13 protein-coding genes are annotated in these 14,549 nt (G+C 69.7%); 9 read left to right on the top strand and 4 right to left on the bottom strand.

Translation table 11 applies throughout. The features are described from left to right. Positions 1 to 52: 52 nt before the first annotated feature. The 4 genes from nrdF to nrdH all read right to left on the bottom strand — a co-directional run bounded on the left by nrdF (position 53) and on the right by nrdH (position 3,911). Entirely contained in the window at positions 53 to 1,027 is a 975-nt protein-coding gene (nrdF, locus tag FDF13_RS07440; RefSeq protein ID WP_137319095.1) for a class 1b ribonucleoside-diphosphate reductase subunit beta, read from the bottom strand. Positions 1,028 to 1,115: 88 nt separating this feature from the next. Beyond that, on the bottom strand, positions 1,116 to 3,278 hold the full coding sequence (nrdE, locus tag FDF13_RS07435; RefSeq protein ID WP_254668734.1) for a class 1b ribonucleoside-diphosphate reductase subunit alpha: 2,163 nt from the start codon (positions 3,276 to 3,278) through the stop codon (positions 1,116 to 1,118). Next, on the bottom strand, positions 3,248 to 3,661 hold the full coding sequence (gene nrdI, locus FDF13_RS07430; protein WP_137319093.1) for a class Ib ribonucleoside-diphosphate reductase assembly flavoprotein NrdI: 414 nt from the start codon (positions 3,659 to 3,661) through the stop codon (positions 3,248 to 3,250). Before nrdI ends, nrdE begins: the two co-directional genes overlap by 31 nt. Position 3,662: 1 nt before the next feature. Further along, a complete protein-coding gene (gene nrdH / locus FDF13_RS07425) occupies positions 3,663 to 3,911 on the bottom strand; it encodes a glutaredoxin-like protein NrdH (RefSeq protein WP_137319092.1) in 249 nt (82 codons plus the stop codon). Positions 3,912 to 4,593: 682 nt separating this feature from the next. Between nrdH and FDF13_RS07420 the strand changes: the two genes are divergently transcribed. From FDF13_RS07420 to FDF13_RS07380, 9 genes are all read left to right on the top strand, one after another. Continuing rightward, a complete protein-coding gene (locus FDF13_RS07420) occupies positions 4,594 to 5,589 on the top strand; it encodes a MoxR family ATPase (protein WP_137319091.1) in 996 nt (331 codons plus the stop codon). Further along, positions 5,589 to 6,479, top strand: a complete 891-nt coding sequence (locus FDF13_RS07415; protein WP_137319090.1) for a DUF58 domain-containing protein — start codon at positions 5,589 to 5,591, stop codon at positions 6,477 to 6,479. The genes FDF13_RS07420 and FDF13_RS07415 overlap by 1 nt, the downstream gene beginning before the upstream one ends. Beyond that, positions 6,466 to 6,927: a hypothetical protein gene (locus tag FDF13_RS07410; RefSeq protein ID WP_137319089.1), complete on the top strand. Its 462-nt coding sequence runs from the start codon at positions 6,466 to 6,468 to the stop codon at positions 6,925 to 6,927. Before FDF13_RS07415 ends, FDF13_RS07410 begins: the two co-directional genes overlap by 14 nt. After that, positions 6,918 to 7,895, top strand: coding sequence for a VWA domain-containing protein (locus FDF13_RS07405; protein ID WP_137319088.1), 978 nt, complete (start codon positions 6,918 to 6,920; stop codon positions 7,893 to 7,895). The genes FDF13_RS07410 and FDF13_RS07405 overlap by 10 nt, the downstream gene beginning before the upstream one ends. Beyond that, a complete protein-coding gene (locus FDF13_RS07400; protein ID WP_137319087.1) occupies positions 7,895 to 9,040 on the top strand; it encodes a VWA domain-containing protein in 1,146 nt (381 codons plus the stop codon). The genes FDF13_RS07405 and FDF13_RS07400 overlap by 1 nt, the downstream gene beginning before the upstream one ends. Beyond that, positions 9,028 to 9,921, top strand: coding sequence for a hypothetical protein (locus FDF13_RS07395; protein WP_137319086.1), 894 nt, complete (start codon positions 9,028 to 9,030; stop codon positions 9,919 to 9,921). The genes FDF13_RS07400 and FDF13_RS07395 overlap by 13 nt, the downstream gene beginning before the upstream one ends. Positions 9,922 to 10,077: 156 nt before the next feature. Further along, entirely contained in the window at positions 10,078 to 11,100 is a 1,023-nt protein-coding gene (gene speB / locus FDF13_RS07390; RefSeq protein WP_137319085.1) for an agmatinase, read from the top strand. Then, positions 11,097 to 12,938, top strand: coding sequence for a thiamine pyrophosphate-binding protein (locus FDF13_RS07385; RefSeq protein ID WP_137319084.1), 1,842 nt, complete (start codon positions 11,097 to 11,099; stop codon positions 12,936 to 12,938). The genes speB and FDF13_RS07385 overlap by 4 nt, the downstream gene beginning before the upstream one ends. Before the next feature lie 133 nt (positions 12,939 to 13,071). Then, positions 13,072 to 14,523, top strand: coding sequence for a sodium:solute symporter (locus tag FDF13_RS07380; protein ID WP_137319083.1), 1,452 nt, complete (start codon positions 13,072 to 13,074; stop codon positions 14,521 to 14,523). Positions 14,524 to 14,549: the final 26 nt, after the last annotated feature.

Here is a 14,549-nt window from a genome sequence, read left to right as displayed (position 1 = left end):
CAGGTCCGGGCCTCCCATCAGCCCTTTCGGGCCTCGAGCAAGCTCTGGGGTCTTAGAAGTCCCAGTCCTCGTCCTCGGTGTTGACGGCCTTGCCGATGACGTAGGAGGAACCCGAACCGGAGAAGAAGTCGTGGTTCTCATCCGCGTTGGGCGACAGTGCCGACAGGATCGCCGGGTTCACATCGGTCACGCTCGAGGGGAACATCGCCTCGTAGCCCAGGTTCATCAGCGCCTTGTTGGCGTTGTAGTGGAGGAACTTCTTGACGTCCTCCGCCAGGCCCACCGGGTCGTAGAGGTCGTGGGTGTACTGGACCTCGTTCTCGTAGAGCTCGAAGAGCAGCTCGTAGGTGTAGTCCTTGAGCTCCTGCTTCTTCGTGTCGTCGACCTTCTCGAGCCCGCGCTGGTACTTGTAGCCGATGTAGTACCCGTGGACGGCCTCGTCGCGGATGATGAGGCGGATGAGGTCGGCGGTGTTGGTGAGCTTGGCGTGGCTCGACCAGTACATCGGCAGGTAGAAGCCGGAGTAGAAGAGGAACGACTCGAGCAGGGTCGAGGCGACCTTGCGCTTGAGCGGATCGTCCCCGCGGTAGTACTTGAGGATGATGTCGGCCTTGCGCTGCAGGCTCTGGTTCTCCGTCGACCAGCGGAAGGCGTCGTCGATCTGCCGGGTCGAGGCCAGCGTCGAGAAGATCGAGGAGTACGACTTCGCGTGCACGCTCTCCATGAACGCGATGTTCGTGTACACCGCCTCCTCGTGCGGGGTCAGCGCATCCGGGATGAGCGACACCGCGCCGACCGTGCCCTGGATCGTGTCGAGCAGGGTGAGCCCGGTGAACACGCGCATGGTCAGCGTCTTCTCGTCCTCGGTCAGCGTCGCCCACGACTGCACGTCGTTGGACAGCGGCACCTTCTCCGGCAGCCAGAAGTTGGCCGTCAGGCGGTCCCAGACCTCGCCGTCGATGTCGTCGACGATGCGGTTCCAGTTGATCGCGTCGACGTGCGACACGAGGGTGAGCTTCTCACTCATGAATACTCCTGAAGAATGTGGGTGTGTCCGTTCGGCCCGGCCCGATCCGCGGGCGCCGCGCGGCGGTGCCGCACGGCGCCCTGGTCGGTCAGAGCATGCAGGACACGCAGCCCTCGACCTCGGTCCCCTGCAGCGCGAGCTGCCGGATCCGGATGTAGTAGATCGTCTTGATGCCCTTGCGCCAGGCGTAGATCTGCGCCCGGTTGATGTCGCGGGTGGTGGCGGTGTCCTTGAAGAACAGCGTCAGCGACAGCCCCTGGTCCACGTGCTTCGTGGCCTCGGCGTAGGTGTCGATGATCTTCTCGTAGCCGATCTCGTACGCGTCCTCGTAGTACTCGAGGTTGTCGTTCGTCATGAACGGCGCCGGGTAGTACACGCGGCCGATCTTGCCCTCCTTGCGGATCTCGATCCGCGAGGCGACCGGGTGGATCGACGAGGTCGAGTTGTTGATGTAGGAGATCGAGCCGGTCGGCGGCACCGCCTGGAGGTTCTGGTTGTACATCCCGTGCTCGGCGACCTGCGCCTTGAGCTCGGCCCAGTCCTGCTGCGTCGGGATCGGCACGCCGGCCTCGGCGAACAGCTCGGCGATGCGCTCGGTGGCCGGCGCCCACTCCTGCTCGGTGTACTTGTCGAAGTACTCGCCCGAGGCGTACTTCGACTTCTCGAAGCCGGCGAAGGTCCGTCCGCGCTCCTTGGCGATCTCCATCGAGGCCCGCACGCAGTGGTAGGCCACGGTGTAGAAGTACATGTTCGTGAAGTCGAGGCCCTCCTCGGATCCGTAGTGGATCCGCTCACGGGCGAGGTACCCGTGGAGGTTCATCTGCCCGAGCCCGATCGCGTGCGACATGTCGTTGCCGCGGGCGATCGAGGGCACCGAGTCGATGTCCGAGGTCTCCGACACCGCGGTGAGCCCGCGGATCGCGGTCTCCACCGTCTGGCCGAAGTTCTCCGAGTCCATGGTCAGCGCGATGTTGAGCGAGCCGAGGTTGCAGGAGATGTCCTTGCCGACCTGGTCGTAGCTCAGGTCCGCGTTGTACGTGGTCGGCTCCGACACCTGGAGGATCTCCGAGCACAGGTTCGACATCGTGATCCGGCCGTCGATCGGGTTCGCGCGGTTCACGGTGTCCTCGAACATGATGTACGGGTAACCGGACTCGAACTGGATCTCCGCGAGCGTCTGGAAGAACTCGCGGGCGTTGATCTTCGACTTCTTGATCCGGGCGTCGTCGACCATCTCGTGGTACTTCTCCGTCACCGAGATCTCGGTGAAGGGCACCCCGTAGACCTGTTCCACGTCGTACGGGCTGAAGAGGTACATGTCCTCGTTGGTCTTCGCGAGCTCGAAGGTGATGTCCGGGACGACCACGCCGAGGCTCAGCGTCTTGATCCGGATCTTCTCGTCGGCGTTCTCGCGCTTGGTGTCGAGGAACCGGTAGATGTCCGGGTGGTGCGCATTGAGATATACCGCACCGGCCCCTTGGCGGGCACCGAGCTGGTTGGCGTAGGAGAATGAGTCCTCGAGGAGCTTCATCACCGGGATGACGCCGGAGGACTGGTTCTCGATCTTCTTGATCGGTGCGCCGGCCTCACGGATGTTCGTCAGCGAGAAGGCCACACCGCCGCCGCGCTTGGACAGCTGCAGGGCGGAGTTGATCGAGCGGCCGATCGACTCCATGTTGTCCTCGATGCGCAGCAGGAAGCACGACACGAGCTCGCCGCGCTGCTTCTTGCCGGCGTTGAGGAACGTCGGGGTGGCCGGCTGGAAGCGACCGGTGATGATCTCCTCCATGAGCGCGGTCGCGAGCTTCTCGTCACCGCGGGCGAGGAACAGCGCGACCATGACCACGCGGTCCTCGAAGCGCTCGAGGAAGCGCTTGCCGTCGAAGGTCTTGAGCGTGTACGAGGTGTAGAACTTGAAGGCGCCGAGAAAGGTCTGGAAGCGGAACTTGTGCTGGTACGCCGCCTGGGACAGCTGCTGGATGAACGCGAAGGAGTACTGGTCGAGCACCTCCTTCTCGTAGTAGTCGTGCTCGACGAGGTAGCGCAGCTTCTCCTCGAGGTCGTGGAAGAACACCGTGTTGGTGTTGACGTACTGGAGGAAGAACTGGCGAGCGGCCTGCTTGTCGCGCTCGAACTGGATGCGGCCATCCGCATCGTAGAGGTTGAGCATCGCGTTGAGGGCGTGGTAGTCGAGGTCGGTGTCCTCGCGGATGATCGCCTCTAGGTCGCGGTCGTGCGTAGTCGTTGACACAGTGAATCCAATCCTTCGTCGACGTTCTCGACATCGTCCTCGGTGCCGAGGAGTTCGAACCGGTACAGCAGCGGTACCCGGCATTTGTCGGCCACCCGGTGGGCGGCCCTGCAGTAGTCCTCGCCGAAGTTCGTGTTCCCGGCACCGATGACTCCGACGAGATTGTCCCGGTTGCCTCTGACATTGAGGAACTTGATGACCTGTTTGGGCACCGCCCCGCGGTTGGAGCCGGCGCCGTAGGTGGGGGTGATGAGCACGAACGGCTCACCCACGATGGGGGTGTCCGACCGGGTCAGCAGCGGCAGGCGCAGGCTCGGATGCCTGAGCTTGCCGGCGAACCGGTGGGTGTACTCCGAGCCGCTGGAGTAATAGACGACGAGCATCTCATGCGACGACGGAGGCGGCACCCTGTCCGGAGGAGATCGCGGCGATCTTGTCCGGGCGGAAGCCCGACCAGTGGTCGTTGTCGGTGACGACGACGGGCGCCTGCATGTATCCCATGGCCTTGACGACATCGAGGGCGTTCGGGTCCGTGCTCAGGTCGACCGAGCGGTATTCGATGCCCTTGGAATCGAGGGCGCGGTAGGTCGCGTTGCACTGCACGCAGGCCGGCTTGGTGTACACGGTGATCATTCTGCTGTCCTCCGAAGACGGTTGTTCTCGCTGTCGTCCAGGGCTGCCCGCCGGTCTCCGCAGGAGCCGCGCCGGGTTCTCCGCGTCCGCGGGCCAACCACTAGATGTTGTGTCTGCACTCGAGAGTACCCCTAGATCGTGTGTTACACCAGTGTCATTCCTCACGGCGCGGCGCCGTGCACATGGGGGTGCACAGCCGCCCGGACACCGTCCACAGGAGGCGAATCACACCGGTGTGGTTCCATCACCTGGAACGATGGCCGAGGAGGTCCGCAGACAACGTCCAGCGGCACCGGTTCCGTCCACCGTCCGTCCCCAGGCCGAGGTCGACAATCCACAGGTAAAAACTTCCCCGCCGGTGTGTCGGGGTGCGTCGGAGTCCGTCGGGGTGGGCACCGGAGCACCGGGGTCGCAGCGGGGCTCCCGGTCCGCAGCAGCGGTGGTGCGGCGGAGCTCCCGCGCCGGGTCGGAGCACCTGTGTCCGATCGACGAGCACATGTGACCGGACTGTCACAGCATCCGCCCCGTCGCGTCCGGGCCCCCGTCTAGTCTGGGATCACCGGTCCCCACCGCACCCAGCACGACAGCACCGCACCCGCACGACAGCACCAGGCCGCACGACAGCACGAATGCCAGCAGCACGAACGTCAGCACGAGCACCGGCCCCGCGAGAGGACACCCGATGAGCCAGCCCAACCCGGCGAACACGCAGGAGATCACCCAGGCCGCGACGATCCTGTCCTCCGTGGAGAAGCACCTCGACCGCTTCGTCGTCGGCCAGGGGCGCCTGCGCGAGACCCTCGCCCTGGGCCTGCTCACCGGCGGCCACCTCCTCCTCGAATCGGTCCCGGGTCTGGCGAAGACCACCGCGGCCGCCGCGCTCGCCGGCGCAGTGGGCGGCGAGTTCGCCCGCATCCAGTGCACCCCCGACCTGCTGCCGAGCGACATCATCGGCTCCCAGATCTACAACTCCTCCACCGGCCGGTTCGAGATCCAGCTCGGCCCGGTGCACGCGAACATCGTCCTCCTCGACGAGATCAACCGCTCGAGCGCCAAGACGCAGAGCGCGATGCTCGAGGCGATGCAGGAGAAGCAGACGACGATCGGCGGCACCCGGTTCGACCTCCCCTCCCCCTTCCTCGTCATGGCCACGCAGAACCCGATCGAGCAGGAGGGCACGTACCAGCTGCCCGAGGCACAGCTCGACCGCTTCATGATCAAGGATGTGCTCGACTACCCGGGCCCGGCGGAAGAGCTCGAGATCCTGCGCCGACTCGACGCCGGGGTGTTCGACATCGCCAGCCCGCCGGAGCCCGCCTGCACCCTCGAGGACGTCCGCACCCTCCAGCGCTACGCGCGCAGCATCTACATCGACCCCGCGATCAGCCGCTACCTCGTGGAGATCGTGTCGGCCACCCGGCAGGCGTCGCGCTACATCGGCCCGCTCGCCCAGTTCATCGAGTGCGGCGCCTCCCCGCGCGCCTCGATCGCATTCACCAACGCCTCCCGGGCGCTCGCGATGATCCGCGGCCGCAACTACGTCATCCCCGAGGACGTCAAGGACCTCGCGGTGCGGATCCTCCGCCACCGCATCCTCCTCAACTTCGAGGCCGTGGCGGAGAACATCCCTGTCGAGCGCGTCATCGGTGAGCTCCTCGGCGCGATCAGGACGCCCTGATGGCCGCGCTGCTCACCAAGGTCAAGGCGCGGATGACCATCCACGCCCACCGCCGCACCCGCGGTCTCCTCCAGGGCGATTACGCCTCGGTGTTCCACGGCCACAGTCTCGACTTCGACGACCTGCGCGAGTACGTCCCCGGCGACGAGGTGCGCGACATCGACTGGAAAGCCACCGCCCGCCATTCGACCCCGCTCGTCAAGCGCTACGTCGCCCACCGCCGGCATGCGCTCGCGCTCGTCGTCGACTCCGGGATGGACTTCGAGGCCGTCGCCGCCTCCGGGGAGCCCAAGCGCGAGCTCGCGATCCTGCTCGCCGGCATGGCCGGCTACCTCGCCGTCCGCCACGGCGACGACGTCATGCTCGTCCACGGGGACGCCCGCACCACGCGCTCCACCCCGTCGAAGGGCACCGAGGCGCACCTCGAGCAGCTCCTGCGCCGCATCCAGGCCGCCGGTCGGCACTCCGCCGGCTCCCGCATCGCGACCCAGCTCCAGTGGGTCGCCGACACCCTGCGCCGCCGCATGATCGTCCTCGTCATCGCCGACGACACCCCCGTGTCCGCGGAGAATCTGCCGCTGCTGCGCCGGCTCGCCGCGCAGCACGAGATCATGTGGCTCACCATCGCCGACGCCGACCTCTCCGCGCTCGGCGGGACCGCCGGGACCCCGTACGATGTGCTGGCCGCCGAGCGCGCCGGGGTCCCCGACGAACTCCTGTCCGGCCGCGCGCTGTGGGAGGAGTACCACGCGGCGGAGGCCGCGCGCCGGGCGCAGACCGAGCAGACCCTGCGCCGGGCCGGCATCCCGCACGTGCGCGTCACCCATTCCCACGAGGCGCTGTGGCAGCTGCGCCGACTCATGAAGAGGCAGCGCCGTGGACGCCGCTGACCTCCACCCGCTGCTGCCCGCCTCCGACTGGTGGCTCGTCGCCGCCGCAGCCGGCCTCGCCGGGTTCCTCGTGCTCGCCGGCTGGCCCGTCCTCGCCCACCTGTGGGCACGCTCCGGGGCGCGGACGGACGGCCCGGCCCCCGTGCCCGGCCACACCCGCCGCGAATACCTCGGGAAGATCGACGCGCTCGACACCGCGTGGCGCGCCGGTGAGATCACCGAGCGCGAGGTCGCCCAGCGCCTGGGCACCATCGTGCGCAGGTTCGCCCGCTCCGCCTGGGGCATCGACGTCAGCCACATGACGCTCGCGGAGCTCCGCGCCCACCGGATCGAGCCGATCGCCGTCGCCGTGTCCCGCCTCTACGCCGCCGAGTTCTCCGACGAGGCCGCGATCGACTGCGGCGCCGAGCTCGGCGCCGCGCGGAAGCTGGTGGGACGATGGTCCTGAAGTTCTGGTGGCTCGCCCTCGCCCTCATCCCCGTCGCCGGTCTCACCGTCTGGCGTCTGTCCCGGCCCGGCCGAGCGCGCGCCGGCACCGTGCCCGTCGCCCGCCTCCACCGCCTCACCGGTCTGCCCGAGTTCGCGCGCCGCCGCCGCCGCCTGCTCTGGGGCGCGATCGCGGTGTTCCTCGTGTCCGCCTTCGCCGCCCTGTCCGCGCTCGCCGGGATCGCCCGGCCGGCGCGCACGGAGACGATCAATCCCGAGCGGCACCTGCGCGACGTCGTGCTGTGTCTCGACGCCTCGGGCTCGATGACCTCGTACGACGCGCAGATCATCGAGTCCTACCTCGAGATGATCGAGTCCTTCGACGGGGAGCGGATCGGGATGACGGTGTTCAACTCCACCGCGGTGTCGGTGTTCCCGCTCACCGACGACTACCTCATGGTCGAGGAGTTCCTCACCGAGGCCAAGCTCGGCTTCGAGACCGGCGGCCTCGAGGGCACCGACTTCTTCGCCGGCACGGTCGACACGGAGATCGGCGGCTCCTCGCTCATCGGCGACGGCCTCACCTCGTGCGTGGACAGCTTCGACAAGAAGGGCGAGGAGCGCAGCCGCTCGATCATCTTCGCCACCGACAACCAGATCGCCGGCACCCCGATCTTCACCCTCGCCGAGGCCACGGAGATCGCCGTCGAGGAGGAGGTGCGGGTCTACACGCTCGCCCCTCGTTCCCTCTTCGCCGGATCGGAGATCAGCGAGCTGCAGGACACCGCGCGGACCACCGGTGGGGCCCACCACCAGCTCGGCTCCGCTCAGGCCACCGACGGCATCGTCGAGGACATCCAGCAGCAGGAGGCGCAGAAGACCGACGCGAAGTCGGTCACCCTGGTCCACGACCAGCCGATCGTCCCGCTCACCCTGACGCTGCTCGGGATCATCGCCTGCTTCGTCCTCGCCTGGAGGTTCACCCTGTGATGTCCGAGCTGATGTTCCAGCCCGTCCTCCCCTGGCCGGCGCTCGTCGCCCTCTTCGTCCTGCTCGTCGGCGGGTGCGTGACGCTGGCCGTCCTCACCCCCGCCCGGCGCACCCGCTGGCTGCTGCGCGCCGGCGCGCTCCTCGTGCTCGCCGCGGCCTTCACCCGCCCGGGCGTCCCGCTGGAGACGGCGAGCCAGTCGACCGCGGCGGCCGCCGACGTGTTCGTCCTCGTCGACACCACCGCCTCGATCGTGGCGGAGGACTACGACGGGCAGCGGCCGCGCCTCGACGGCGTCAAGGAGGACATGCGCTCGCTCCTCGAGCAGCTGCCCGGGGCGCGGGTGAGCATGGTGACCTTCGGGTCGAGCGCGGCCGTGCGGGTGCCGCTCACCACCGACCACTCGGCGTTCGCCTCCGCGATCGAGACCGTCGGCCCGGAGGTCACCCTGTACTCCGGCGGCAGCTCGGTGACCGAGGCGCGCGCACTCCTGCTCGAGCGGCTCGCCGCCGCAGAGGAGCAGAACCCCGACAACGCCCGCCTCGTGTACTACTTCGGCGACGGCGAGCAGACCGCCAGCACGGCTCCGGAGTCGATGTCCGAGATCGCCGCGCAGATCGACGGCGGCGCGGTGTTCGGCTACGGCACGCAGAGCGGCGGGCCGATGAAGGAGACCCAGTCGTACTACTCGACCCGCGACGACGGCACCTACATCACCGACAGCACCACCGGCGACCGGGCGCTGTCCGTCATCGACGAGGACCAGCTGCGCACGATCGCCGCCGACCTCGGCGTCGACTACCACCACCGCTCGGCCGGCACCCCGTTCGGCACTGTGCACACCGCCCCGCAGTTCGAGGAGAAGCTCGTCGACGCCGAATCGTTCGGCGGGGTGACCGAATACTTCTGGATCCCGCTGCTCGCGGTGTTCGCCTGGATCGTCGTCGAGGCGACGCTCGCGCTGCGCCGCGTCCGCGCGCTCGCCCGGCTCCATGCCTCACCGCCGGTCCCCTCGACGGCGGCTCCCCCGGCAGCGGGCGCTCCGGCGGCGGGCAGCGCACGGCCGGGTGTCGCACCTCCGGGCGCAGCACAGCAGTACGCCGCACGACCGTCCACCGCGACCCTGGGAGCATCATGGACACCGTGACGAAGCCGCGCACACCGGCCGCCGACGAACGCGCCGCGGGCACCGGACAGGGCGGAGCGGAGAATCCTGATCGCAGCGTGCGCCGGCGGCGGCGCCCGCGGCGCCGGGTGATCCTCAGCCTCGTCGCCGCCGGACTGCTGCTGCTCCTCGCCGCCTACTGCGTCCTGCTCAGCGTGCTGCTGACCTCGGCGCAGAAGGCCTCGGCCGCCGGCGACCAGCAGGAGGCGATCGCCGCCGCGCGCTGGTTCGAGCGGCTCAGCCCCTTCGAGCGGCACAAGGGCCCGTTCAACGTCGGGACCGCAGAGGCGTTCGACCGGAACTACGACCGGGCGCGACCCGAGCTCGAGCGCGCCCTCGAACTCACCCCGGTGGCCGATGAGTGCGCGGTGCGGATGAACCTCGCCTACGTCCACGAGAAGGAGGCCGAGGCGTTCCGCGACGCCGACGACACCGAGCAGGCGAACACGTCCTTCGACGCCGCCCGCACCGTCCTGTCCGAGGCGCCCGAGGAGTGCCGTCCGCAGGGCGGCGGCCAGGACCAGGCGATGGACGAGGCCGAGGAGCGCGTCGACTCCTCGCAGGAGGAGATGAACAACCCGGGACAGGGCTCCGGCGGGGAAGAGGGCTCCGGCGAAGGGTCGGGCGAGGGCGGGGAGACCGGCACGGAGCCCGGTGACAACGGCGGCGAGGAGCCGGGCGGGGACGGACCCGGTGGGGAATCCGGCACCGGGGAATCGGGCGGCAGTCCCGGTGAGGGCCCCGGCGGGGTCGGCGACGAGAAGCGCGAGGAGCTGCGACAGCGGCAGCAGGACTCGCAGCAGCGTCAGGACGAGGAAAACTCCCGCGACAGCGGCGCCGGATACGCCGAGAAGCCCTGGTGACAGGCCGACCGACCGGGCCCGCACCACGGCTGCGGCGATGCCGGTGACACACCGCGGAGCCTTTCTACTGACGAGTAACGTCGAGTGGAGTACTGTGTCCCCATGACCAGCCGGGCCCGGGCGGATCCTCGCGGCCCGCACCGCAGGAGGCACCCCATGACCACCCACGAACCCCTCGGCCCGGCCGACTACAGCCGGACCCCGCGCTTCGCCGGCCCGCCGACCTTCGGGCTGCTGCCGCGGCTCGATGAGGTCGAGGCGGCCCGCCCCGGCGCGCCGATCGACGTCAAGATCCTCGGCGTCCCGTTCGATGCCGGGGTGAGCTACCGGCCCGGCGCGCGGTTCGGACCCGCCCACATCCGGCAGTCCTCGAAGCTGCTGCGACCGTACAACCAGGCCACGGACGTCCACCCGTTCTCCACCCAGCAGATCGCCGACTGCGGCGACCTCGGTGTCAATCCCTTCGACATCCCCGCCGCGATCTGCACGGTCGAGGAGACCGCCGACGCCCTGAGGGCCGACGGCGCCAAGCTCCTCACCCTCGGCGGCGACCACACGCTCGCACTGCCCAACCTCCGCTCCGTGCACCGCACCCACGGACCCGTCGCGGTGCTCCACTTCGACGCCCACCTCGACACCTGGGACACGTACATGGGCGCCCCGTACACCCACGGCACCCCGTTCCGCCGCGCCTCCGAGGAGGGCCTGCTCGACCTCGCGCACTGCATGCACGTGGGCATCCGCGGACCGCTCTACGGCAGCGAGGACCTCACCGACGACGCCGTGCTCGGCTTCCGGATCCTCTGCAGCGACGACTACCAGTTCCGTCCGCTGCCCGACATCGTTGCCGACATCCGGCGCCGCCTGGCCGACCGGCCGGTCTATCTGTCCATCGACATCGACGTCCTCGACCCGGCGGCCGCTCCCGGCACCGGCACCCCGGAGGCCGGCGGCATGACGAGCCGCGAGCTCCTCAATTCGCTGCGCGGGCTCCAGGGGCTCGACATCGTCGGCGCGGAGATCGTCGAGGTCGCCCCGGCCTACGACCACGCGGAGATCACCGGACTCGCCGCCGCCCAGGTGGGCTACGAGATCCTGTCCCTGTGGGCCGCCGGACGGGCCGGCGCCCAGGTTCCGACGGGACCGGTTGCCGAGCACCTCGACGGAGGCCGGGCATGACGATCCTCCCCGATCACCACCGCAACGGCGGCCTCGCGGTCGTCTCCACGCTCGCCGCCCACGGGGTCGACACGATCTTCGGCATCCCCGGCACCCACAACCTCGAGTTCTACCGCCACCTGCACCACTACGGCATCCGCGCGGTGACCCCGCGCCATGAACAGGGGGCGGGCTACGCCGCGGACGGCTACTTCCTCCTCAGCGGCCGACCCGGGGTTGTGATCACCACCTCGGGACCGGGGCTGACGAACGTCATCACCGCCGCGGCCACCGCCTATGCGGAATCCCGGCCCATGCTCATCCTGTCCCCCGGCGTGCCCACCGGTATGGAGGGCGCCGATGCCGGCCTCCTCCACGAGACCAAGGACTCCTCCGGGGCGCTCAGCCGCCTCCTCGTCGCCTCCCGGCGGGCCCGCACCGCCGAGGGCGCGGCCCAGGCGGTCGCCGAGGCGTTCGCCCTGTTCGCCTCGTCGCGGCCCGGGCCCGTCCACATCGAGGTGCCTCTTGACGTGCTCGAGGGCCCCTGGTGGGGTACCGCCCCGCAGCCGCTCGCGCCGCAGCCGCCGGTGCCCACGGCCGACACCGTGGCCCGCGCCGCCGAGCTGCTCCGCACCGCCGACCGTCCGCTCATCGTCGCCGGCGGCGGCTCGCGGCACGCGGCGGACCGGCTCACCGCGCTCGCCGAGCGCCTCGACGCGCCGGTGGCGACGACCTGCAACGGCAAGGGCGTCCTCGACGAGGCCCATCCGCTGTCGCTGGGCTCGAACGTGCGGTTCGGCGCCGTGCAGGAGGCGAGCCGCGCCGCCGATGTGCTCGTCGTGCTCGGCACCGAGCTCGCCGATTCCGACCTCTGGGGCGGCACCATCGGTGCGCAGAACGTGTCCGGCACCGTAGCGGGGTCGGCGACGCCCGGACCCGCCGGATCCGCCGACGGCCTCACCGTGGACTCGGCGCTCGACGTGCGTGCCCCGCGCCCCGACGGGCAGCAGGTCATCCGCTGCGACATCGACCCCGACCAGCTCAACAAGAACCTCATCGGCGACGTGCTCGTCCATTCCGACACCGGGGCCTTCCTCGATGCCCTCCTCGCAGCGCTCGGCGAGGATGCCGGACACGGTGGGGGTTCCGGGCTCGGATCCCGGCCGGATTCCGGGTCCGAGGCCGGGTCCGATCCCGAGCCGGTGGGCACCTCGGCGGGGCGGCACCGGGCAGAGTCGCTGCGCGCGGCGTGCGCCGAGGAGTTCGACGGCGCGGGCCTCAACGCGCGCATCACCCGGGCCGTCGCAGCGGCGGGCGGACCGGGCGTGGTCATCGGCGGGGATTCCTCGCAGGTGACCTACGACGGCACCGTCCACGCCCTGGAGGCCCACACCCCGGACCAGCTGCTCTACATGCCCGGATTCGCGACGCTCGGCTACGGCATCCCCGCGGCGCTCGGCGCCAAGGTCGCCGCACCCGAGCGGCCGGTGGCCGCGCTGCTCGGCGACGGAGCGGCGATGTTCTCCGTCCAGGAGGTCATGACCGCGGTCGAGCTCGGGCTCCCGATCCCCTTCATCGTCGTCGACAACGGCGGCTACGCGGAGATCGAGGACCAGATGACCGCACGCGACATGCCCCCGTTCGCCGTCCGGCTCGACCGCCCCGACTTCGCCGCGCTCGGCCGGTCGATGGGCGCCCACGGCGTCACGGTGGCCCTGCCCACCGGTGCCGGGGAGGCGGGCGCGCTCGCCGAGTTCGATGCGACGCTGCGGAGAGCCGTCGCCGACGCCTTCGCCGCCGGCCGGCCGACCGTCGTCCATGTCATCGCACCGCGCCGAGCCCCCTCCGCGGACGCCTGACCGGACCACGCAAGCGCCTCCCGTCCTTCCACGCCCACCGATCCAGTCCCACCGACCCCAGCCCCGCAGGCTCGCTGACCTGCCGATCCATCTCGCCGGACCCGCCACGGCCGGCCGCACCGAGGAGAATCCCATGGACGTCGCTATCGTCCTGCTGTACCTGGCCGCCATGATCGCCTTCGGGTTCTGGGGGCGGATGCGCGCCAAGAACCAGGAGGACTACCTGGTCGCCGGCCGGCGCCTCGGCCCCGTGCTGTTCACCGGCACCATGGCCGCGGTCGTGCTCGGCGGCGCCTCGACCGTCGGCGGCGTGGGCCTGGGCTACGAGTACGGGCTGTCGGGCATGTGGCTCGTGTTCTGCATCGGCCTGGGCATCGTGCTCCTGTCGCTGCTGTTCGCCCCGAAGATCCAGCGCCTCGAGATCTACACGGTCTCGCAGATGCTCGGGCTGCGCTACGGCTCCGGCTCGCGCCTGGTGTCCGGTCTCATCATGACCGCCTACGGCCTGATGATCTCGACGACCTCGACGGTCGCCTACGGCACGATCTTCCACGCGCTGCTCGGCATCGACCGGGTGCCGGCGATCCTGCTCGGCGGCTCCGTCGTCATCATCTACTCGATGCTCGGCGGCATGTGGTCGATCACCCTGACCGATTTCGTCCAGTTCATCATCCAGACCATCGGCATCTTCCTCATCCTCCTGCCCCTCGTCATCACCGAGGCCGGGGGCTTCGGGACGATCGCCGACGAGCTCGGCCCGAGCGCGTTCGATCCGGTGGCGATCGGTCCGGAGTCGATCCTCACGTACTTCCTCATCTACACGCTCGGGCTGCTCATCGGGCAGGACATCTGGCAGCGCGTGTTCACCGCGCGGGCCCCCGGCGTCGCCCGCTGGGGCGGCCTGTCGGCCGGCATCTACTGCTTGTTCTACGCCGTCGCCGGCGCGCTCGTCGGCACCGCGGCCCAGGTCATCGTGCCCGGCATCGAGGTCAGCGACGACGTGTTCGTCGCCGTCGTCGACTCCTCCATGACCCCGGTGCTCGCCGGCCTCGTCCTCGCCGCCGCGCTGTCGGCGGTGATGTCGACGTCCTCGGGCGCGCTGCTCGCCGCCTCGACGGTGTTCCGGCAGGACGTCGTCGAGCCCGTGCTCGCCGATCGCGGCGTCCCGCGCTCACGCCTCGGCAGCGCGCTGGCGCAGAACCTCGTCAAGGAGACCGGCGACGAGGTCCGCGACTCCCGCCTCTACCTGCTCGGCCTCGGCATCCTCTCGGTGATCCTCGCCTGCCTCATGCCGAGCGTCGTCGAAGCCCTCACGGTCGCCTACAACCTGCTCGTGTGCGGCCTGTTCGTGCCGATCCTCGGCGGGCTCGTGTGGAAGCGCGGCACGATCACCGGGGTGCTCGCCGGGATGATCGTCGGCTCGCTCACCACGATCATCATCATGGCCACCATGAACATCTTCGCGAACCCGGCGATCTACCTCGGTCTGCTCGCCTCCGCGGTCGCCTACGTCGTCGGCTCGCTCGTCTCGAAGCCCACCTCGCCCGAGGTGCTCGCCGCCTGGCGGGAGCGCATCGCCCGCTGACCCGGGCCTCACCCCGATGGGTCGCC

Source organism: Brevibacterium sp. CS2, assembly GCF_005280295.1.
Taxonomy (GTDB): Bacteria; Actinomycetota; Actinomycetes; order Actinomycetales; family Brevibacteriaceae; genus Brevibacterium; species Brevibacterium pityocampae.
This window is presented reverse-complemented; position numbering and strand designations above follow the sequence as displayed.

What these genes read in the sequence shown, in the direction of transcription:
- FDF13_RS07415 (WP_137319090.1), top strand. Translation starts at nt 5,589, where the DNA reads ATGGCCGCGCTGCTCACCAAGGTCAAGGCGCGGATGACCATCCACGCC.
- FDF13_RS07405 (WP_137319088.1), top strand. Translation starts at nt 6,918, where the DNA reads ATGGTCCTGAAGTTCTGGTGGCTCGCCCTCGCCCTCATCCCCGTCGCC.
- FDF13_RS07420 (WP_137319091.1), top strand. Translation starts at nt 4,594, where the DNA reads ATGAGCCAGCCCAACCCGGCGAACACGCAGGAGATCACCCAGGCCGCG.
- FDF13_RS07385 (WP_137319084.1), top strand. Translation starts at nt 11,097, where the DNA reads ATGACGATCCTCCCCGATCACCACCGCAACGGCGGCCTCGCGGTCGTC.
- FDF13_RS07400 (WP_137319087.1), top strand. Translation starts at nt 7,895, where the DNA reads ATGTCCGAGCTGATGTTCCAGCCCGTCCTCCCCTGGCCGGCGCTCGTC.
- speB (WP_137319085.1), top strand. Translation starts at nt 10,078, where the DNA reads ATGACCACCCACGAACCCCTCGGCCCGGCCGACTACAGCCGGACCCCG.
- FDF13_RS07380 (WP_137319083.1), top strand. Translation starts at nt 13,072, where the DNA reads ATGGACGTCGCTATCGTCCTGCTGTACCTGGCCGCCATGATCGCCTTC.
- nrdF (WP_137319095.1), bottom strand. Translation starts at nt 1,027, where the DNA reads ATGAGTGAGAAGCTCACCCTCGTGTCGCACGTCGACGCGATCAACTGG.
- FDF13_RS07395 (WP_137319086.1), top strand. Translation starts at nt 9,028, where the DNA reads ATGGACACCGTGACGAAGCCGCGCACACCGGCCGCCGACGAACGCGCC.
- nrdH (WP_137319092.1), bottom strand. Translation starts at nt 3,911, where the DNA reads ATGATCACCGTGTACACCAAGCCGGCCTGCGTGCAGTGCAACGCGACC.
- nrdI (WP_137319093.1), bottom strand. Translation starts at nt 3,661, where the DNA reads ATGCTCGTCGTCTATTACTCCAGCGGCTCGGAGTACACCCACCGGTTC.